Annotated in this window: 19 protein-coding genes; 6 read left to right on the top strand and 13 right to left on the bottom strand. The window is 70.6% G+C overall.

Going from position 1 to position 16,246, the window contains the following annotated elements:
* Positions 1 to 13: 13 nt before the first annotated feature.
* A complete protein-coding gene (locus OH768_RS30465) occupies positions 14 to 862 on the bottom strand; it encodes a menaquinone biosynthetic enzyme MqnA/MqnD family protein (protein WP_406458902.1) in 849 nt (282 codons plus the stop codon).
* 287 nt (positions 863 to 1,149) lie between these two features.
* Here OH768_RS30465 and OH768_RS30460 point away from each other — a divergent pair, with 287 nt between their 5' ends.
* Entirely contained in the window at positions 1,150 to 1,353 is a 204-nt protein-coding gene (locus OH768_RS30460; protein WP_003992177.1) for a cold-shock protein, read from the top strand.
* Between the two features lie 121 nt (positions 1,354 to 1,474).
* Here OH768_RS30460 and OH768_RS30455 read toward each other — a convergent pair whose 3' ends face one another.
* Complete coding sequence (locus tag OH768_RS30455; RefSeq protein ID WP_406458900.1) at positions 1,475 to 2,041, bottom strand: helix-turn-helix domain-containing protein; 567 nt, start codon at positions 2,039 to 2,041, stop codon at positions 1,475 to 1,477.
* A gap of 76 nt (positions 2,042 to 2,117) precedes the next feature.
* On the opposite strand from OH768_RS30455, the gene OH768_RS30450 reads away from it, so the two are divergent.
* From OH768_RS30450 to OH768_RS30440, 3 genes are all read left to right on the top strand, one after another.
* Entirely contained in the window at positions 2,118 to 2,813 is a 696-nt protein-coding gene (locus OH768_RS30450) for an AzlC family ABC transporter permease (RefSeq protein WP_406458898.1), read from the top strand.
* The gene (locus tag OH768_RS30445) at positions 2,810 to 3,124 is read left to right on the top strand and encodes an AzlD domain-containing protein (protein WP_406458896.1); all 315 of its coding nucleotides are present in this window, start codon (positions 2,810 to 2,812) and stop codon (positions 3,122 to 3,124) included. The genes OH768_RS30450 and OH768_RS30445 overlap by 4 nt, the downstream gene beginning before the upstream one ends.
* 66 nt (positions 3,125 to 3,190) lie before the next feature.
* On the top strand, positions 3,191 to 3,856 hold the full coding sequence (locus OH768_RS30440; protein ID WP_406458894.1) for a class I SAM-dependent DNA methyltransferase: 666 nt from the start codon (positions 3,191 to 3,193) through the stop codon (positions 3,854 to 3,856).
* Here OH768_RS30440 and OH768_RS30435 read toward each other — a convergent pair.
* The 7 genes from OH768_RS30435 to OH768_RS30405 all read right to left on the bottom strand — a co-directional run bounded on the left by OH768_RS30435 (position 3,809) and on the right by OH768_RS30405 (position 10,733).
* Positions 3,809 to 4,090, bottom strand: a complete 282-nt coding sequence (locus OH768_RS30435) for a hypothetical protein (protein WP_406458892.1) — start codon at positions 4,088 to 4,090, stop codon at positions 3,809 to 3,811. The genes OH768_RS30440 and OH768_RS30435 overlap by 48 nt on opposite strands.
* Positions 4,087 to 4,623, bottom strand: coding sequence for a hypothetical protein (locus tag OH768_RS30430; protein ID WP_406458890.1), 537 nt, complete (start codon positions 4,621 to 4,623; stop codon positions 4,087 to 4,089). Before OH768_RS30430 ends, OH768_RS30435 begins: the two co-directional genes overlap by 4 nt.
* The gene (locus tag OH768_RS30425; protein ID WP_406458888.1) at positions 4,601 to 5,890 is read right to left on the bottom strand and encodes a WXG100 family type VII secretion target; all 1,290 of its coding nucleotides are present in this window, start codon (positions 5,888 to 5,890) and stop codon (positions 4,601 to 4,603) included. The genes OH768_RS30430 and OH768_RS30425 overlap by 23 nt, the downstream gene beginning before the upstream one ends.
* A 7-nt stretch (positions 5,891 to 5,897) precedes the next feature.
* Positions 5,898 to 6,194 carry a DUF6317 family protein gene (locus tag OH768_RS30420; protein ID WP_406458886.1) on the bottom strand — a complete coding sequence of 99 codons (297 nt, stop codon included), beginning with the start codon at positions 6,192 to 6,194 and terminating at the stop codon, positions 5,898 to 5,900.
* Positions 6,194 to 6,688 (bottom strand): SAV_915 family protein, encoded by a 495-nt coding sequence (locus OH768_RS30415; protein WP_406458884.1) that lies wholly within the window; start codon positions 6,686 to 6,688, stop codon positions 6,194 to 6,196. Before OH768_RS30415 ends, OH768_RS30420 begins: the two co-directional genes overlap by 1 nt.
* 223 nt (positions 6,689 to 6,911) lie before the next feature.
* A complete protein-coding gene (gene kstD, locus OH768_RS30410) occupies positions 6,912 to 8,684 on the bottom strand; it encodes a 3-oxosteroid 1-dehydrogenase (RefSeq protein WP_406458882.1) in 1,773 nt (590 codons plus the stop codon).
* Positions 8,685 to 8,819: 135 nt separating this feature from the next.
* Positions 8,820 to 10,733: an AMP-dependent synthetase/ligase gene (locus OH768_RS30405; protein WP_406458880.1), complete on the bottom strand. Its 1,914-nt coding sequence runs from the start codon at positions 10,731 to 10,733 to the stop codon at positions 8,820 to 8,822.
* 352 nt (positions 10,734 to 11,085) lie between these two features.
* Here OH768_RS30405 and OH768_RS30400 point away from each other — a divergent pair, with 352 nt between their 5' ends.
* Positions 11,086 to 11,934 (top strand): MaoC family dehydratase, encoded by an 849-nt coding sequence (locus tag OH768_RS30400; protein ID WP_406458878.1) that lies wholly within the window; start codon positions 11,086 to 11,088, stop codon positions 11,932 to 11,934.
* A 207-nt stretch (positions 11,935 to 12,141) separates the two neighbouring features.
* Entirely contained in the window at positions 12,142 to 13,434 is a 1,293-nt protein-coding gene (locus OH768_RS30395) for a DUF6716 putative glycosyltransferase (protein WP_406458876.1), read from the top strand.
* Positions 13,435 to 13,456: 22 nt separating this feature from the next.
* Here the strand turns inward: OH768_RS30395 and OH768_RS30390 are convergent, their stop codons facing one another.
* The 4 genes from OH768_RS30390 to mqnE form a co-directional block, all read right to left on the bottom strand.
* Positions 13,457 to 14,116, bottom strand: a complete 660-nt coding sequence (locus tag OH768_RS30390; RefSeq protein ID WP_406458874.1) for a TetR/AcrR family transcriptional regulator — start codon at positions 14,114 to 14,116, stop codon at positions 13,457 to 13,459.
* 28 nt (positions 14,117 to 14,144) lie between these two features.
* Positions 14,145 to 14,456 (bottom strand): DUF4229 domain-containing protein, encoded by a 312-nt coding sequence (locus tag OH768_RS30385; RefSeq protein WP_406458872.1) that lies wholly within the window; start codon positions 14,454 to 14,456, stop codon positions 14,145 to 14,147.
* 85 nt (positions 14,457 to 14,541) lie between these two features.
* Positions 14,542 to 15,066, bottom strand: a complete 525-nt coding sequence (locus OH768_RS30380; protein ID WP_406458870.1) for a GNAT family N-acetyltransferase — start codon at positions 15,064 to 15,066, stop codon at positions 14,542 to 14,544.
* A 15-nt stretch (positions 15,067 to 15,081) separates the two neighbouring features.
* The gene (gene mqnE, locus OH768_RS30375) at positions 15,082 to 16,245 is read right to left on the bottom strand and encodes an aminofutalosine synthase MqnE (protein ID WP_019074323.1); all 1,164 of its coding nucleotides are present in this window, start codon (positions 16,243 to 16,245) and stop codon (positions 15,082 to 15,084) included.
* Position 16,246 lies beyond the last annotated feature (1 nt).

Below are 16,246 nucleotides of genomic sequence, written 5' to 3'. Positions count from 1 at the left end.
CACCCTCCACTTCTTACGGCTGGAGCAGATCCACCTTCACGTCGGCCGGGAAGCCGGTCGTCGCGCCGACACGGCGGGCGAACTCGGCGACCGCGGCCAACTGGGGCGCGCCGAAGCGGAAGTCGAGGGTGGTGAAGTAGCGCTCCAGGACCACTTCGTCGAAGTCCTCCCAGCGGGCGGCCTGTTCGGCGACCTTGCCGACCTCTTCCAGGGAGAGGTTGCGGGAGGCGAGGAAGGCCTCGTGCACCTTGCGGGTGATGACGGGCTCGCGCTCCAGGTAGTCGCGGCGGGCGGCCCACACGGCGAAGACGAACGGCAGCCCGGTCCACTCCTTCCAGAGCGTGCCGAGGTCGTGCACTTCGAGGCCGAAGCGGGGCCCGTCGAGCAGGTTGGCGCGCAGCGCCGCGTCACCGATGAGTACGGCGGCCTCGGCATCCTGCATCATCAGGCTCAGGTCGGGCGGGCAGGTGTAGTAGTCGGGGCGGACGCCGTAGCGCTCGGCCAGCAGGAGCTGGGCGAGGCGGACCGAGGTGCGCGAGGTGGAGCCGAGGGCTACCCGGCGGCCGTCGAGCCGGTCCAGCGGGACCTGCGAGACGATCACGCAGGACATCACCGGGCCGTCGCAGCCGACGGCGATGTCCGGGAAGGCGACCAGGTCGTCCGCGTTGCGGAGGAACTCGACGAGCGTGATGGGCCCGATGTCGAGGTCTCCGCGCACCAGCTGCTCGCTGAGCTTCTCCGGGGTGTCCTTGGTGAGCTCGAAGTCGAGAAGCGTGCCTGTCCTCGCGAGCCCCCAGTACAGGGGCAGGCAGTTCAGGAACTGAATGTGGCCGACGCGCGGCCGGGTGCGAGAATTGTCCACAACGCGAGGCTAGACCTCATGAGGTACGCTCCATACTTCGGCCCCACAGTCAAGCCTTTGGCGATCTTCAAACGTCCGGGTGATGTGATCTTGGCCTCTATTGCTTTCGGCTGCCCGCGTGCTAGGCTCGCCGCCAAGTTGCAGTTTGGTTTCCCTTGCAGTACAGAGCCTGCGGAGCATGTAACCGCAGGCTCTAGTCGTTTTCAGACGTATGCAGTAGTGCGGGACTTGTTTTCACACTTGCAGGGTTCTGGAGCAGGGCAACCCTTTGGGCCCAAGGAGGGCTTATGGCTACCGGAACCGTGAAGTGGTTCAACGCCGAAAAGGGCTTTGGCTTCATCGCCCAAGAAGGCGGCGGCCCCGACGTCTTCGTTCACTACTCCGCGATCAACGCGAGCGGTTTCCGTTCGCTGGAGGAGAACCAGCAGGTCTCCTTCGACGTGACCCAGGGCCCGAAGGGCCCGCAGGCGGAGAACGTCACCCCCGTCTGAGTCACACGATCGTAGTTATTCGGTCTCGGAGCCTGGTGCTTTGATCCGGAACAGATAGCAGTACCCAAGGAGCCCCGCGCCGCAAGGCGACGGGGCTCCTGCCTTTACCCGCACAAGGGCGTCATACGTGCTGCATCACCAGTACGAACATGGTCCCGGCCGCCAGCGCCTCATAGGTGTGCGGCACATCCCCGCGATACGCCATGTAGTCCCCGGGCCCGAGCTCCACCGTCTCGCCGCCCGGCCCGGCCTTCACCCGCCCCGCGCTGACGACGAGGTGCTCCACCGTCCCCGGGATGTGCGGTTCGGAGTCCCGCACGGTCCCGGGCTCCAGCCACACGTAGTAGATGTCCCGCCGCGCCCCCGGCGGGCTCGCCGAGAGCAGCGTGGCCGTATAGCTGGACTGCTCGGAGTGGACGGCCGGCCCGCCCCCCGCGCGGATCACCTGCACGGACGGCGCCGGCGGCTCCACCAGCACGCTGAACGGCACCCCGAGCGCGACGGCCAGCGCCCAGATCGTCTCCATGCTCGGATTCCCGCCGGCCCCCTCCAGCTGGGACAGCGTGGACTTCGCGATACCGGCCCGCTTGGCCAGCTCGGAGAGGGAGAGCCCGACGCGGGTGCGTTCCCGCCGGAGCGCGGCGGCGATCCAGTCGAGGGGGAGCCGGGGTGGCACGTCGGACGTCACGTTCGCTCCATGTTCGCTCCATCGGTACGACCGTTCGCCTTGACGAACGAAGCCTCTGCTGTTCATTGTAGAGAACATGCGTACGGCAGAGCGAACACCCTCTCTCGCGGTGCTCCGGGAAATGATCCGGGACGCCTCCCTCGTCTGGCTGGCCGGGGGCATCGTGGGCGTCTCCTTCGGCGCGATCGCGGTGGCCGGCGGGCTGCCGGTCTGGGTCCCGGTGGCCATGTCCCTGCTCGTCTACGCGGGCTCGGCGCAGTTCAGCGCGGTCGGCGTACTCCTCGCCGGCGGTGGCCCGCTCGCCGCGACGGCCACCGGCCTGCTCCTCAACACCCGCACGGCCGCATACAGCCTGGCCGTGGCCGACATCCTGGGCAGCGGCCGCCTCACCCGGCTGGCCGGCGCGCACCTCGTGACCGACGAAACGGTGGCCTTCGCCCTCGCACAGCAGGATCCGCTACGACGCCGGATCGCGTTCTGGGTCTCCGGGCTCGGCCTCTTCGCGGCCTGGAACGCCGGGGTGCTGATCGGGGCGCTCGCCGGAGGCGCACTCGGCGACACCGACGCCTACGGCCTGGACGCGGCCTTCCCCGCCGTCCTCGTGGCCCTCACCCTTCCCGCGGTGCGCAAGGACGCGGGGGTACGGCGGGCCGCACTGCTCGGTGCGGCCGTGGCGGTCGCGGTGACGGTGGCGCCGGGCGTGCCGGCGGGCGTGCCGGTGCTGCTGGCCCTGGTGGGACTCGTGCTGTACCGGCGGAGGGCGGCGGCGTGAGCCCGACGGTGGCCGTGATCCTGGCGCTGGCGGTCGGGACGTATGCCTTCCGGCTGGTCGGGCCGGTGCTGCACGGGCGGGTCGAACTCTCGGCCCGCGTGCAGGAGTTGCTGTCCGCCGGGGCGGTGGTGCTGCTGGTCGCGCTGCTGGCGACCGGGGCGCTGACGGAAGGCGGCGGGTTCGCGGGGTGGGCCCGGCCGGCCGGGGTGCTGGCGGGTGGTGTGCTGGCGTGGAGGCGGGCGCCGTTCGTGGTGGTGGTGCTGGGGGCGGCCGGGGTGACGGCGGTGCTCCGGGTGGCCGGGGTGGCCTGAACCGGGGTGCGTGGAACGGGCGTTGTCAGCGGGCGGTGTCAGTGGGGGTCGGTAGGGTCCCCGGCCATGACATCGACTGAGGCCGACTTCGTGACCAGCACCCGGACCTTCTACGACGCGGTCGCCGAGGACTACGCGGAGATGTTCGCCGGGGAGCTCACCGAGCCGCGGGACGGGACGGTGCTGGCCGCCTTCGCCGAGCTGGTGAGCCGTGGCGGAGGCGGACAGGTCGCGGACCTCGGCTGCGGACCGGGCCGGACGACCGCGTATCTCGCCTCCCTCGGTCTGGACGTCTTCGGCCTCGACCTGTCCGGTTCGATGCTCGCGATCGCCCGCCGCGAGAACCCGGGCCTGCGCTTCCGGCAGGGCTCGATGCTGGACCTGGACATCCCCGACGGAACGCTGGCGGCAGCCGTCTCCTGGTACTCGTCCATCCACACCCCTGTGGACCGACTCCCGTCCCTCTTCGCGGAGTTCGGCCGCGTGCTGGCACCGGGCGGCCACCTGCTGCTCGCCTTCCAGGCCGGCGACCGGCCCCTCACCCTCGACCGGCCCTTCGGTCACCCCGTACGCCTGGACTTCGAACGGCGGCGACCGGAGCGGATGGCCGAGTTGCTGGAGGCGGCGGGGTTCGCGGTGCGCTCGCGGACGGTTCGGGAAGCGGACGAGGAACTCGGGGAGTCGTCAGCGCAGGCGTTCCTTACCGCCCGCAAGCCGGTGAAGGTCGGCTGAGGCTTCCATGGCTCGGCGGGCGCCGACCTCGCTGGGATATTCGCGGACCGCGAATGCGGCGGCCAGCCTGCCGACGCTCCATGCGGCAGGGGTTGGCGGGTTCAGCAGCTTCTTGCGGATGGCCCGGCGCTGTTGCAACCAACCCCAGACCACCAATCCGCACGATGCGACCGCGCCGCGCTTGTACCAGGTCCTGCCGAGCCCGGGCAGCTTCGGGACGTCGGAGGGGATCATGTTCGGGAGGGGTGCTCCTGCAGCCAGCGGCGGGCGCCGACCTCGCTGGGGTATTCGCGGACCGCGAACGCGGCGATCACCCAGCCGACGCAGCCCGCCGCGAGGGCCGGGGCGACCGGTGCCGCGACCAGCCAGAGGGCGCGGCCCGCGACGGCCAGTCCGGTGGAGCGCCGGGTCTCGTCCCGCTTGGCCTGGCGGGCCTGGCCGGGCGTCGGTGGGTCCAGCAGCTTCTTGTGAAGGTCCCGCCGCTGCACCCGCCACCCCCAGGCAAAGGCCACGAAGGACAGGACCGCCTGCGCCCAGTCCCACACCGTGCGCACGGTCGGCGGCAGGCTGGTGCGGAAACTCCCGTAGAGGACGAGCGCGATGTAGCAGAAGAAGGCCAGCACGGCGAACCAGAGGAGGGCCCCGGAAGCACGGCGCAGCCAGTAGCGCGCGCCTCGCTCGTACCAAGTGGTGCCGAGCCCGGGCAGGGCGGGAATCCGGGCCGGGGTTCCAGAGTCGGGGGCCTCAGAAGATGCTTTTGATGCCATGCCAGACGTCGTCCTTCAGTCGTGTGAAGTCATGCCCGGTCTCCGTCATGACATTGCCTGCGCCGTGCAGCACACCACCGACCACCCCGTGGTCGTGGATGTCCTCGCTCCAGTGCTCGTGGAACGCGTGGTCGATGACACCGGTCGCCCCGACGACGATCGCGCCGCCCACCCCGGCCACGACGATCGCGGGCGCTTCGAAGGGTGCGGCGGCCACCAGACCGGCCGTGATGGCCGCACCGGTGACCAGCCCCGCCACGTTGGCACCGCCGTCCACGGCGACCGAGTGCTGCCAGGACCAGCCCTTGTCGTGATCGTCGGATGCCTCCAGCAGCCCGCAGGCGCCGGCTGCGGCGACATCCAGGACCGGGATCTCCTTGAGGAAGTCCGGCAGCTTGTCCAGGCTCTCGCCCGTGCGCAACGCGTCCGCGGCGTCCCCCAGTTTGACGTTGAGGGCGCGGTCGTAGGGCAGCTTCGTGCTGCCGTTGTCCGCGGCGGCAATGTCGTCCTCCAGGGACCTCACCTTGGCGACCGCGTCCGCGTAGGCCCCCTTGGCCGGGAGATCCTTGGGCAGTGCGCGGCCCGCCTTCCGGAACGCCTTGCGTTCCGCGCGGAGTTCCTTCTTGGCTGCCTGTGCCTCGGACTTGGCGTCGTCGATCTTGGTGCGTGCCTTGGCGCCGTCGACCCGGGTGTCCTCGGCGTCGAACGCGTACAGACCCCGCAGGTAGTCCGCGAGGGTGACCTTGTCGCCGGTCGGCACCGCCGCGGTCACCTGCTCGTACAGCCCCGCGAGCCGGTCCGCGGCCACCAGCCTGGCCTGCTGGGCGGTGTGCAGGACCTCCTTGCGGACCGTGTCGTACTCGGTCATCGCGGAGATCGTCTTCTGGTCCGCCGCGCTGGGCGGATTCGCCGTGACCATGGCCAGCGGCACGCCCTTGTCCCCCATCGGAACGCCCTTGCCCGTGGCGACATGTTCGGCGTTCTGCAGCGCCGTCTCGCACGCAGACAGCGCGTCGGCGAGGGTGTCGAGGATCTCTCCGGCGGAGTGCACCAGACCGGCGAAGGCCCCGGCGGTCACCGCGTCCTCGGTGTACGTGGCACGGAAGGACTCCGCCGACTCGCCCTTCCATCCCGCGTCGTCGACCAGGGCGTCCACCGCACGTGTCAGTGGAGTGATGACGTCGTCGAGCTTGTCCTTGGCGTTCTTGTACGTCGTGGCCATCGTGCGGAGTCCGCCGATATCGCCGCCGACCCAGCTGTCGGTCATCGGCCCCTCATCCCGCCATCAGGTCTTCGAACACGCCGTGGACGTCGATGTCGTGCCGGTGGAAGGAGTCGCGGGCGTACGCGACCTTGTCGCCCCGGTCGTCCAGCCGGTCGGCGAAGCCGATGTGGAGGGCGACGATGAGATCGGCGACCTCCTTGATGGCGTGGTCGAGGCCGGCGTCCCCGCCGCTCACCACGGGCGGGGCCACCTGGTCGTGCAGCTTCCGGTAGTCCGTGGCCTGGTCGTGGAACGTCGTGGCCATCGAGGTCAGGTCGCTCATGACCGCTTTGAAGTCGGCCGGCATCAGCGCACCTCCCGCGCGTAGGCGGCCAGATCGGCCACCTGCCAGTTGCGTTGTCCGGGAGCCACCCGCGGGTCGAGCAGCACGGTGACTCCCTGCTCGCCCACTCCTTCGGCCAGCGGCCCGAGGGAGGTGGCGACCCACGGCTGGGCCTCCCCGAGCGCGGCGACCAGCTTCTCCAGGGTCGTGAAGGCGAAGGCCACGGTCCCGGTCGCGTCGGTGGGGTGCGCGAAGAGTTCGTACGCGATGAACGGCACGCGGACCGGACGTCCGTCGTCGTACGTCGTGTCGACATACCGGGGATGGGCAGGCACAAAGACAGCCGTCTCGTACGGCGGCACCCCGGGCCGGGGCCCCGGCCGCCCGTTCGCCGCCGGACCCGGTGGCGGTGTCGCCTCCGCGTAGTCGAGCAGGCTCGACCGGCGCACCTCGGGCATCCCCGCGGCCGTCGGCCCCTGCGTGTACTCAAGAAGGCGTGAACGGTTCGGCTCCCCCACCGCCGTCTCCTCTTCCCCGTGATTCCCCGTAGGTCGTCGTGGTCGCTGTGGACGTGTTCGCGCCATCACAGTAGCCACCGACCGAGGGCCCAAATCCGGCTATGTCAGGCCTGCCGGCCCGTTGCATGCGCAATGCATACGGCCGCTTGGCTCCGGCCTGGCCATCCCTTGACCGGGTGATGACCAGGGTGACGACCGGGCCGTGCCGGCAGCGCTACGGCCGCTACAGCGCCCCCGCCAGATCCAGCGCCGCCACATATCCGAACGTCATCGCCGGACCGATCGTCGAGCCCGCGCCCGCGTAGCTGTGGCCCATCACCGCCGCGCTCGCGTTCCCCGCCGCGTACAGACCGGGGATCACCGAACCGTCCGCCCGCAGCACCCGCGCCCGTGCGTCCGTGCGCATGCCGCCCTTGGTGCCGAGGTCGCCGGGGACGATGCGGAGGGCGTAGTACGGGGGCAGCCAGAGCGGGGCGAGGCAGGCGTTGGGGAGGATCGCGGGGTCCGTGTAGTAGTGGTCGTAGGCGCTGTCGCCGCGCCCGAAGTCGGTGTCCTTGCCGCTCGCCGCAAGGGAGTTGAAGCGGGTGACGGTGGAGCGGAGGGCCGCCGCCGGGACGCCGATCGAGGAGGCCAGGGCGTCCCACGTCCATGCCTTGTAGGCCGCGCCCGAGCTGTACCAGTCGTCGGGGAAGGCGAACGTCGGCAGCACGTCCCTGAAGAGGTAGCGGTTGCGGTAGTTCTGGTCGACGATCAGCCAGGCCGGGATGTCGGGGGCGGCGGCGTTGCGGTCGTACATCGTGTGGACGACGTCGCTGTAGGGGGCGGCCTCGTTGACGAAGCGGGACCCGGCCTGGTTGATCAACAGGCCGCCGGGGAGGGTGCGTTCGGCCAGGCAGAAGTACGGGTCGGCGGGGAGCGGGATGGTGGGGCCCCACCAGGCGTCGTCCATGAGCGCGAGCGAAGCACCCACCCTCTGGCCGGCCTGGATGCCGTCGCCCGTGTTCTCCTTCGCGCCGACCGTCCAGTCCGTGCCGATGGGCTGGCGCTGGTACTGGGCGCGCATGGCCGCGTTGTGCTCGAAGCCGCCCGAGCCGACGACGACCCCGCGCCGGGCGCGGACCAGTCCGGCGGTTCCATTGCGGGTGACGACGGCTCCGGTGACGGCGCCGCTCTCCAAGTACAGGTCGGTCAAAGGGGTGTTGAGCCACACGGGCACCTGCGCGGACTGGAGTCCGGCGCGCAGTCCGGCGGCGAGGGACTGGCCCATGGTGAGCGGCTTCTGGCCGAGCAGGGCCGCCTGCGTGCCGCGGGCCAGGCACTCGGTGGCCACGGCGGCGCCCTTGACGTTCACCGCGGCCAGGTCGAGCCACTTGTAGTCGGCGCTGAAGACGACCATGCCGGCCGGGACGGCCAGGTACGGCGGGTTGAGGTGGGCGAGTTCGGTGCCGAGGATGTTGCCGTCGAGCTGATCGGGTTCTATGGAACGCCCGTTGGGCAGGCCGCCCGGCAACTCCGGGTAGTAGTCGCTGTATCCCTCCATCCAGCGGAAGCGCAGCGGGCTGTTCGCCATGACGAAGGAGATCATGGCGGGGCCGTGGGCGAGGAAGGACTGCTGCCGGTCGGCGGGGACGTCGGCGCCGACGACGGCCGCGAGGTAGGCGGCGGCCTTCGCGGGGGTGTCCGGGACTCCGGCGGCCAGGATCACGGGGTTGTTGGGGATCCAGATCCCGGCGCCCGAGCGGGCGGCCGAGCCCCCGAAGGTCGGCGCCTTCTCCACCACGACACAGCTCAGACCCTGTTTGGCGGCGGTCAGCGCGGCGGTCATCCCGGCCGCTCCGGACCCGATCACCACGACGTCGTAGGTGCCGAGGAGGGGAAGGTCGGCCGCGTGGGCCGAGGAGGAGACTCCGGCGACGGCGAGCGCGGCGACCGCGCCACCGGCCAACACGCTTCTTCTGCCCGGGAGTTCCGCATGTGCGTCCGTGCTCGGGGTCATGGCCGCTCCAGCCCGACGGGGAAATGGGCTGGGAATGTCGCGCGGGGGTCTTGTGAAGTCAATAACCAGGCCTGCACCAATACGCCAAATCGCCCCGAACGGCGCTTAGTTCGCGTTCGGCCCTGCAAACCGCGGTCAGTTCGCGTACAACGCCTCGACATCCCGCCCGAAGTCCCGCATGACGACCTCCCGCCGCAGCTTCATCGACGGCGTCAGATGTCCCGCCGCCTCGGTGAAGTCCACCGGGAGGACGCTGAAGCGGCGGATGGACTCGGGGCGGGAGACCAGCTTGTTGGCGTCGTCGACGGCGCGTTGCAGGACCGCTCTCAACTCCTCGTCGTCGACCAGGAGTTCGGCCGGTACCGGGTGTTTGCCGTTCATCTGGCGCCAGTGGGTGATGCCTTCGAGGTCGAGGGTGATGAGGGCGGCGACATAGGGGCGGCGGTCGCCGACGACGATGCACTGGGCGATCAGGGGGTGGGAGCGCAGCCAGTTCTCCAGCGGGGCCGGGGCCACGTTCTTGCCGCCCGCGGTGATCAGGATCTCCTTCTTGCGGCCGGTGATGGTCAGATAGCCCTCGTCGTCGAGGTGGCCGATGTCGCCGGTGGCGAGCCAGCCGTCCTGGGAGGCGGGGGCGACCCCGTCGCCGTGCGGGTCCCAGTAGCCGCGGAAGACCTGGCCGCCGGCGAGCAGGATCTCGCCGTCGGAGGCGATCCTGACCTTGGTGCCGGGCATCGGCCAGCCCACCGTCCCCAGGCGGGGTTTGAGGGGTGGCGTGCAGGTCGCCGCCGCGGTCGTCTCGGTCAGGCCGTAGCCCTCGAAGATCTCGATGCCCGCGCCGGCGTAGAACGCGGCGAGCCGGCGGCCCAGTGGGGAGCCGCCGCAGATGACGTAACGGAGCTTGCCGCCCAGCGCGTTGCGGATCTTGCGGTAGACCAGGGGGTCGTAGAAGGCGCGGGCCGTCCTCAGCGGGCCGCTCGGGCCCGAGCCCTTGCCGGACTGACGGGTCTCCAGGGCCTCGCCGTAGCGGACGGCCGCGTTGGTCGCGCGGTCGAAGATCCTGCCCCGGCCGCCCTTCTCCGCCTTCGCCCGGGCGTTGTTGAAGACCTTCTCCAGCATGTACGGGATGGCCAGCAGGAAGGTGGGCTGGAAGCTCGCCAGATCCGCCAGCAGGTCCTCGGACTTGAGGCTCGCGGCGTGCCCGAGGCGGACCCGGGCGCGGATGCAGGCGACCGCGACCATCCGGCCGAAGACATGGGAGTAGGGGAGGAAGAGGAGCGTGGAGGGTTCCTCGTTCGGCTTGTTCTTGAAGACGCCGTAGAGGAGTTCGATCGCGTTGTCGACCTCGGCGAGGAAGTTGCCGTGGGTGATCGCGCAGCCCTTGGGGCGGCCGGTGGTGCCCGAGGTGTAGATGACGGTGGCGAGCGTGTCGGGCAGCAACACCCCACGCCGTACGGCGACTTCCTGGTCCGGGACGGTCCGGCCCAGTTCGGCCAGCCGGTCCAGGTGGCCCTTCTCGAAGACCCACATGTGGCGCAGGTCGGGCAGCCGGGGTGTCTCCGGGCCGAGCGCCGACGCCTGCGCGACGGTCTCGGCGGCCATCGCCACCGCGCCCGTGTCCTGGAGGATCCAGCGGATCTGGAAGAGGGAGGAGGTCGGGTAGATGGGGACGGTGACCAGACCGGCCGCCCACGCGGCGAAGTCGAGGAGCGTCCATTCGTACGACGTGCGCGCCATGACCGCGATCCGGTCGCCCGGCGCGAGGCCCTCCGCGATCAGCCCCTTGGCGACGGCCTGCACCTGCCCGGCGAACTCGGCCGCCGTGACGTGCGCCCAACTCCCGTCCTCCGCCTGTCTGCTGAGGACCAGGTGGCCGGGGGCTGCCGCCGCGTTCTCGAACGGCACGTCGGCGAGCGAGCCGTGCGTGGCCGGCGGCACCAGCGGCGGTACGGAGACCTCGCGGACCACGCCGTCCAGCCGCCGTATCTCGGGCTCCACGAGTACGGGCGCGCCGTCGTAGTCGTAGCCGGACGGGTAGGCGAGGGACATGGCAGCTCCTGAGGCGTGCAGCTTGTACCGCTCTGCTGCATTAGGTACGCATGGTGCGTACCGAGGTGTTCATCCACGACCCACGGCCGGGTGTTACCTCGGGTCAGGTCGAAGATCGTACGGGCCCCTCGTGGGGACTTTGTGCGGGTTCGGGGGCGGTACGGAGCCGGGCCTGTGCAACCTCGGCGGGTTGGCGGGCTTTTGTCGGCCGTGCGTCGGCCTTGTGCCGCCGGTGCGCCACCCGTGCACCCGCCCTGGGCCGCCCGGCTCGCCCCACTTGGCCTTACCTGCGGTAACCTTACTCCGAAGTAAGCCGAAAAGAGCCGCCCAGGACACCACCCGGGAGTGGGACATGGCCAACCCCTATCCACCCCTCACCGACACCCCCGCGCTCACCCCGCTCCTTCTCCGCGGTGCCCTCCTCTCCCCCTTCAAACGGCCCCGCGCCGACGCCGAGTTCCCCCGCACCCGGCTCGTCCTGCCCGGCGTCCGCGTCGACCTGGCCAAGCTGGCCGCCTACGAGCGGGTGTGCGGCTTCCCCACCGGCGACGACGCCCTGCCCTTCACCTATCCGCACGTCCTCGGCTTCCCGCTGGCCATGCGCCTGATGAGCTGCCGGGCCTTCCCGCTGCCGCTGCTCGGCCTGGTCCACACCTCGGTGGAGATCACCCGGCACACGGCGACACCGGCCACCGGGGAGTACGAACTCACCGTCTACGTCGACGAGTTGGCCCCGCACCGGCGCGGCACCGAGGCGACGGTCACGACGGAGATGCGGGCCGACGGCGCACTCGTCTGGGAGTCACGGAGCACCTACCTCGCCCGGCACCGCACCGAAGCGCAGCCGCCCGCAGCGGCCGAGGAGCCCAAGCCCTTGCCCACCGTCGCCGAGTGGCGGCTCGGCGAGGACGTGGGCCGGCGCTACGGTGCCGCGTCCGGCGACCGCAACCCCATCCACCTCTACCCGCTCACCGCCCGCCTGTTCGGCTTCCCCCGGGCCATCGCGCACGGCATGTGGACGGCGGCCCGGTGTCTCGCCGCCCATGGAACCCCCGAACGCGCCCTGGTGCGGGCCGAGTTCAGGGCCCCGGTACTGCTGCCGGGGACCGTGGAGTACGCGGCGCTCGACGACCGCTTCGCCCTGCGGGACGCGACCGGCCGGACACACGTGGAGGGGTTCGTGCGCCCGGCCGTTGCCTGAACCCCCATGAACACTGGGCGAACAAATGACGACCGGCTTCCTTCGGCGCATCGCGGAACGCCAGGCGGACAAAGGGCCCTTGAGGATTCCGCACAGGAAAACCCCAGCCCACCCAAGGCACTTTCAAGACATCGCTCATACGTTCCTCAGGGTCACTTCCTACCCTCGCCTCACTTCGTCGGACCCGCCAGGAAGGGCCCCTGAGCCATGCCCCCCAGACGCATCGCCGTACTCGCCGACTCGGACACCCGCTGGAAGTGGGGCGCGTCCGTGGCACAGCAGATCGCTCCCGGGCACGCCCTCGACGCGTACTTCCTGCGCGGCCGGTCGACCCCCACCGAGCGGCAGCTCGCCGAGATCGGCATCGAACCCGACAGCCGGCGCGAACTCCCCGCCGCCGAACTGGTCGACGACGCGGAACTGGCCGACGCGGACATCGTCGTCATGGCCGTCTCCGGCGGCACGGTCCTCGCCCTCACCCACAGCCTCGGCCTCGCCTGGGCGGGCCGCGAACACCGGCCCGTCATCGTCACCGGATACGTCGGCGTCGTCTACGAGAAGATGATCGACGGACTGCTCACCCGCGGCGGCACCGACATCGTCCTCGCCAACTCCGCCTACGACGCACGCCGGTTCGGCGCCGTGTTCGCGAGCGTCGGGGTCGACCCGGACTCGGTCGTGGAGTGCGCGCTGCCCTTCCTCGGCGGCGAGCCCTACCGGCCGTCCACCGAGCGGCCGTTCACCCTCACCTTCGCCGTCCAGCCCTCCGTCCCCAAGAGCAAGCAGGACCGCCTACGGCTGTTGGAGCGGGCCGCCGCGCACGCCCGGCGCCACCCCGACCGCCAGGTCCTCATGAAGCTGCGCAGCCTCCCCGGCGAACACACCACCCACGTCGAGGCCGACCCCTACCAGCTCCTCGTCCAGAACCTGGCCGAACCCGCCCCCGCCAACCTCCAGTTGGTCTACGGCAACATGGGCGAGGTCCTCGACCGCACCGACCTCCTGGTGACCGTCAGCTCCACCGCCGCGCTGGAGTCGATGCAGCGGGGCATCCCCACCGCGATCCTCACCGACTTCGGCGTCCGCGAGGCGCACGGCAACCACTACTTCATCCACTCCGGCTGCCTGGCCTCCTGGGACGAACTCGACGCCGGCGCCCTCCCGTTGCCCGACCCCGCCTGGGCCGACGCACAGGGCATCGGCAAGAGCGACCCCTACGCCGCCGCCCGCGCCCGCGTGGCCGCGCTGCGCGCCGCGGGACCGCTGCCGACGCTGCGCCCCTACTACACGCCGGAGCGCGCCGGCATCTACCTGGGCGGCCTCCTGGCCCGCAACGGCTTCGACGAGAAGGGCCGCCCGCTGAACACCCCGCTGGGCGCGGGCGGTTCGGGCCGGGTGAAGAGGGCCGTACGAGGAGCGGCCAGGCGCGGCGCCAAGGCCGTGTACCAGGTGGGGTATCAGCGGGTGGCGCCGACTCTGCGCAAGTGGGGGGCTGTCTGAGACCTACGACGCCTGGTCCGGCTCAGGACCGGTCCTCGGCGCCCGCCTGCGGCGACCAGGGCCGCCCCTCCATCAGGTTGCCGAGGCCCGCCCACGCGAAGTTCATCAGGGTCGCCGCCGTCTGCCTGGCGGTGACGCCCGGGGTCGCGTTGGACCAGGCGGCGAGGGACTCGGCGGCACCGACCAACGCCTCGGCGAGACCGGCCACCTCGCGCTCGGCGAGGTCGGGGTCGCGGTGCGCCTCGCGGGCGGTGACCGCGATCAACTCGGTGACGAACGCCACGAGTTCGGCGCGCAGCGCGGCCACCTCGGCCGCGAAGGGCTCGCCGTGGGTGCGGGCCTGGAGATGCAGGACGGACCAGCCGTCCGGATGCCGGGCGGTGTGCGTGAAGAACGCCCGCAGTCCGTCCCAGAGTTGGCGGTCGGCGGGCGAGCGGGTGTCGACTCCGGCCCGCACCGCCTCGGTGAGCGCCTGGCCCTCGCGCCGGATGCACGCGGTGAACAGGTCTTCCTTCGAGTTCAGATAGAGATACACCAACGGCTTTGACACGCCCGCGAGTTCGGCTATCTCGTCCATCGACGCGGCCATGTAGCCGCGCTGTCCGAAGGTCCGCACGGCGGCGTCGAGCATCTGCTGCTCACGGACCGCACGCGGCATCCGCTTGGTCTTCACGGCACCCATGGGGGCAAGGGTAGTTCGACCCCGGGTGTCAGGAAGTCTGCCCCTGCGGGTGGGACGTCGGCTGGGCGGCGTCGACCGCCTCGTCCTCCTGGTTGCGGCTGGCGTCCAGGTTCGCCTTCATCCGGTCGACCCGCTCGACGATCTGCACCGAGGCCCGGTCCCGCACCCCGCGCAGCACCACGAAGCTGATCGGCGCCGAGATCACCAGCGCCAGCAGCACGATCCACATGCCGTTGGACTCGCCGAAGCCGCGAGGGAAGACGCCGAGGTAGACGAGGCCCCAGACGACTCCGAGGCAGCCCGCGAAGACCCCGAGGCGCATCAGTGTGTAGCGGAACATCTCAATCCACTCTTCCGTAACCGTGACGAACAGGCCCAACCAGTGAAGCACGCGCCCCCACCGATCTTCGGGCGGGGTGCACGGCTCACAGCAGCGGCAGCAGCATGAAGATGTCGTCCCGGTCCTCCCCCGGGGCGACGCGGATCGCGCCGGGCACCCGGCCGACCTCCTTGTAGCCGCAGGAGCCGTAGAACCGCTCCAGGCCGTGCCCGCCCCGGCAGGTGAGGCGGATCGCCTCGATGCCGTCGAGACCGCGGGCGGCCGTCTCGGCGGCGGCCAGCAGATCCCGCCCATAACCCTTGCCCTGGTGGCGGGGGTGGACCATCACCGTGTAGAGCCACAGCCAGTGCAGCATCAGGCGGTGCGTGTTGAACGCGAGGAACACGGTCGCGGCGACCGTGCCCGTCCCGTCCCGGCCGACCAGCAGCCGGGTGCGGCCCTCCGCCATGGAGACGAAGTGCTTGATCAGCTCGGGCCGTATCTCGTCCACCGTGACCGGCGCGACGAAGCCGACCGAGCCGCCCGCGTTGGAGACGTCCGCCCAGAGGGTGAGGACCTCCTCGCGCAGGGCAGGGGTTATCGCGGGGTCCAGTTCAAAAGTCAGCGTCATGTCGGAAAACCGTGTTCACACTCGCATCGGCTGCGGGGACTCGCGCCGCGCCGGGTCCGGGCCGTCGTACTCGCGGATGATCTCGTACCGCGTGTTCCGCTCGACCGGCTGGAAACCGGCGTCGCGGATCAGGTCGAGGAGGTCGTCGCGGGTGAGCTTGTTCGGGGTGCCGTAGTTGTCGGCGTCGTGCGTGATCTTGTACTCGACGACCGAGCCGTCCATGTCGTCCGCGCCGTGCTGGAGGGCGAGCTGCGCGGTCTGGACGCCGTGCATGACCCAGAAGACCTTGACGTGCGGGACGTTGTCGAAGAGGAGCCGCGAGACCGCGAAGGTCTTGAGGGCCTCCGCGCCGGTCGCCATCTGCGTGCGCGCCTGGAGGCGGTTGCGGACCTTGCCGTCCTTCATGTCCACGAAGTCGTGCTGGTAGCGCAGCGGGATGAAGACCTGGAAACCGCCGGTCTCGTCCTGGAGTTCACGCAGCCGCAGCACGTGGTCCACGCGGTGACGCGGCTCCTCGATGTGGCCGTACAGCATGGTGCACGGGGTCTTGAGCCCCTTCTCGTGCGCCAGCCGGTGGATCCGCGACCAGTCCTCCCAGTGCGTGCGGTGGTCCACGATGTGCTGGCGGACCTCCCAGTCGAAGATCTCCGCGCCGCCGCCGGTGAGGGATTCGAGGCCGGCGTCGATCAGCTCGTCGAGGATCTCGGAGGCGGAGAGCCCCGAGATCGTCTCGAAGTGGTGGATCTCCGTCGCCGTGAACGCCTTCAGCGAGACGTTCGGGAGGGCCTTCTTCAGCTCGCTCAGGGAGCGCGGGTAGTAGCGCCAGGGGAGGTTCGGGTGCAGGCCGTTGACGATGTGCAGCTCGGTGAGGTTCTCGCCCTCCATCGCCTTCGCGAGGCGGACGGCCTCCTCGATGCGCATCGTGTACGCGTCCTTCTCGCCCGGCTTGCGCTGGAACGAGCAGTAGGCGCAGGACGCCGTGCACACGTTCGTCATGTTGAGGTGGCGGTTGACGTTGAAGTGGACGACATCGCCGTTCTTCCGCGTCCGCACCTCGTGCGCCAGCCCGCCCAGCCAGGCCAGGTCGTCCGACTCGTACAGCGCGACGCCGTCCTCGCGGGACAGCCGCTCACCGGAGCGGACCTTCTGCTCCAGCTCACGCTTGAGCCCGACATCCATG

It is taken from the genome of Streptomyces sp. NBC_01622 (assembly GCF_045209635.1).
GTDB lineage: Bacteria > Actinomycetota > Actinomycetes > Streptomycetales > Streptomycetaceae > Streptomyces.
This window is presented reverse-complemented; position numbering and strand designations above follow the sequence as displayed.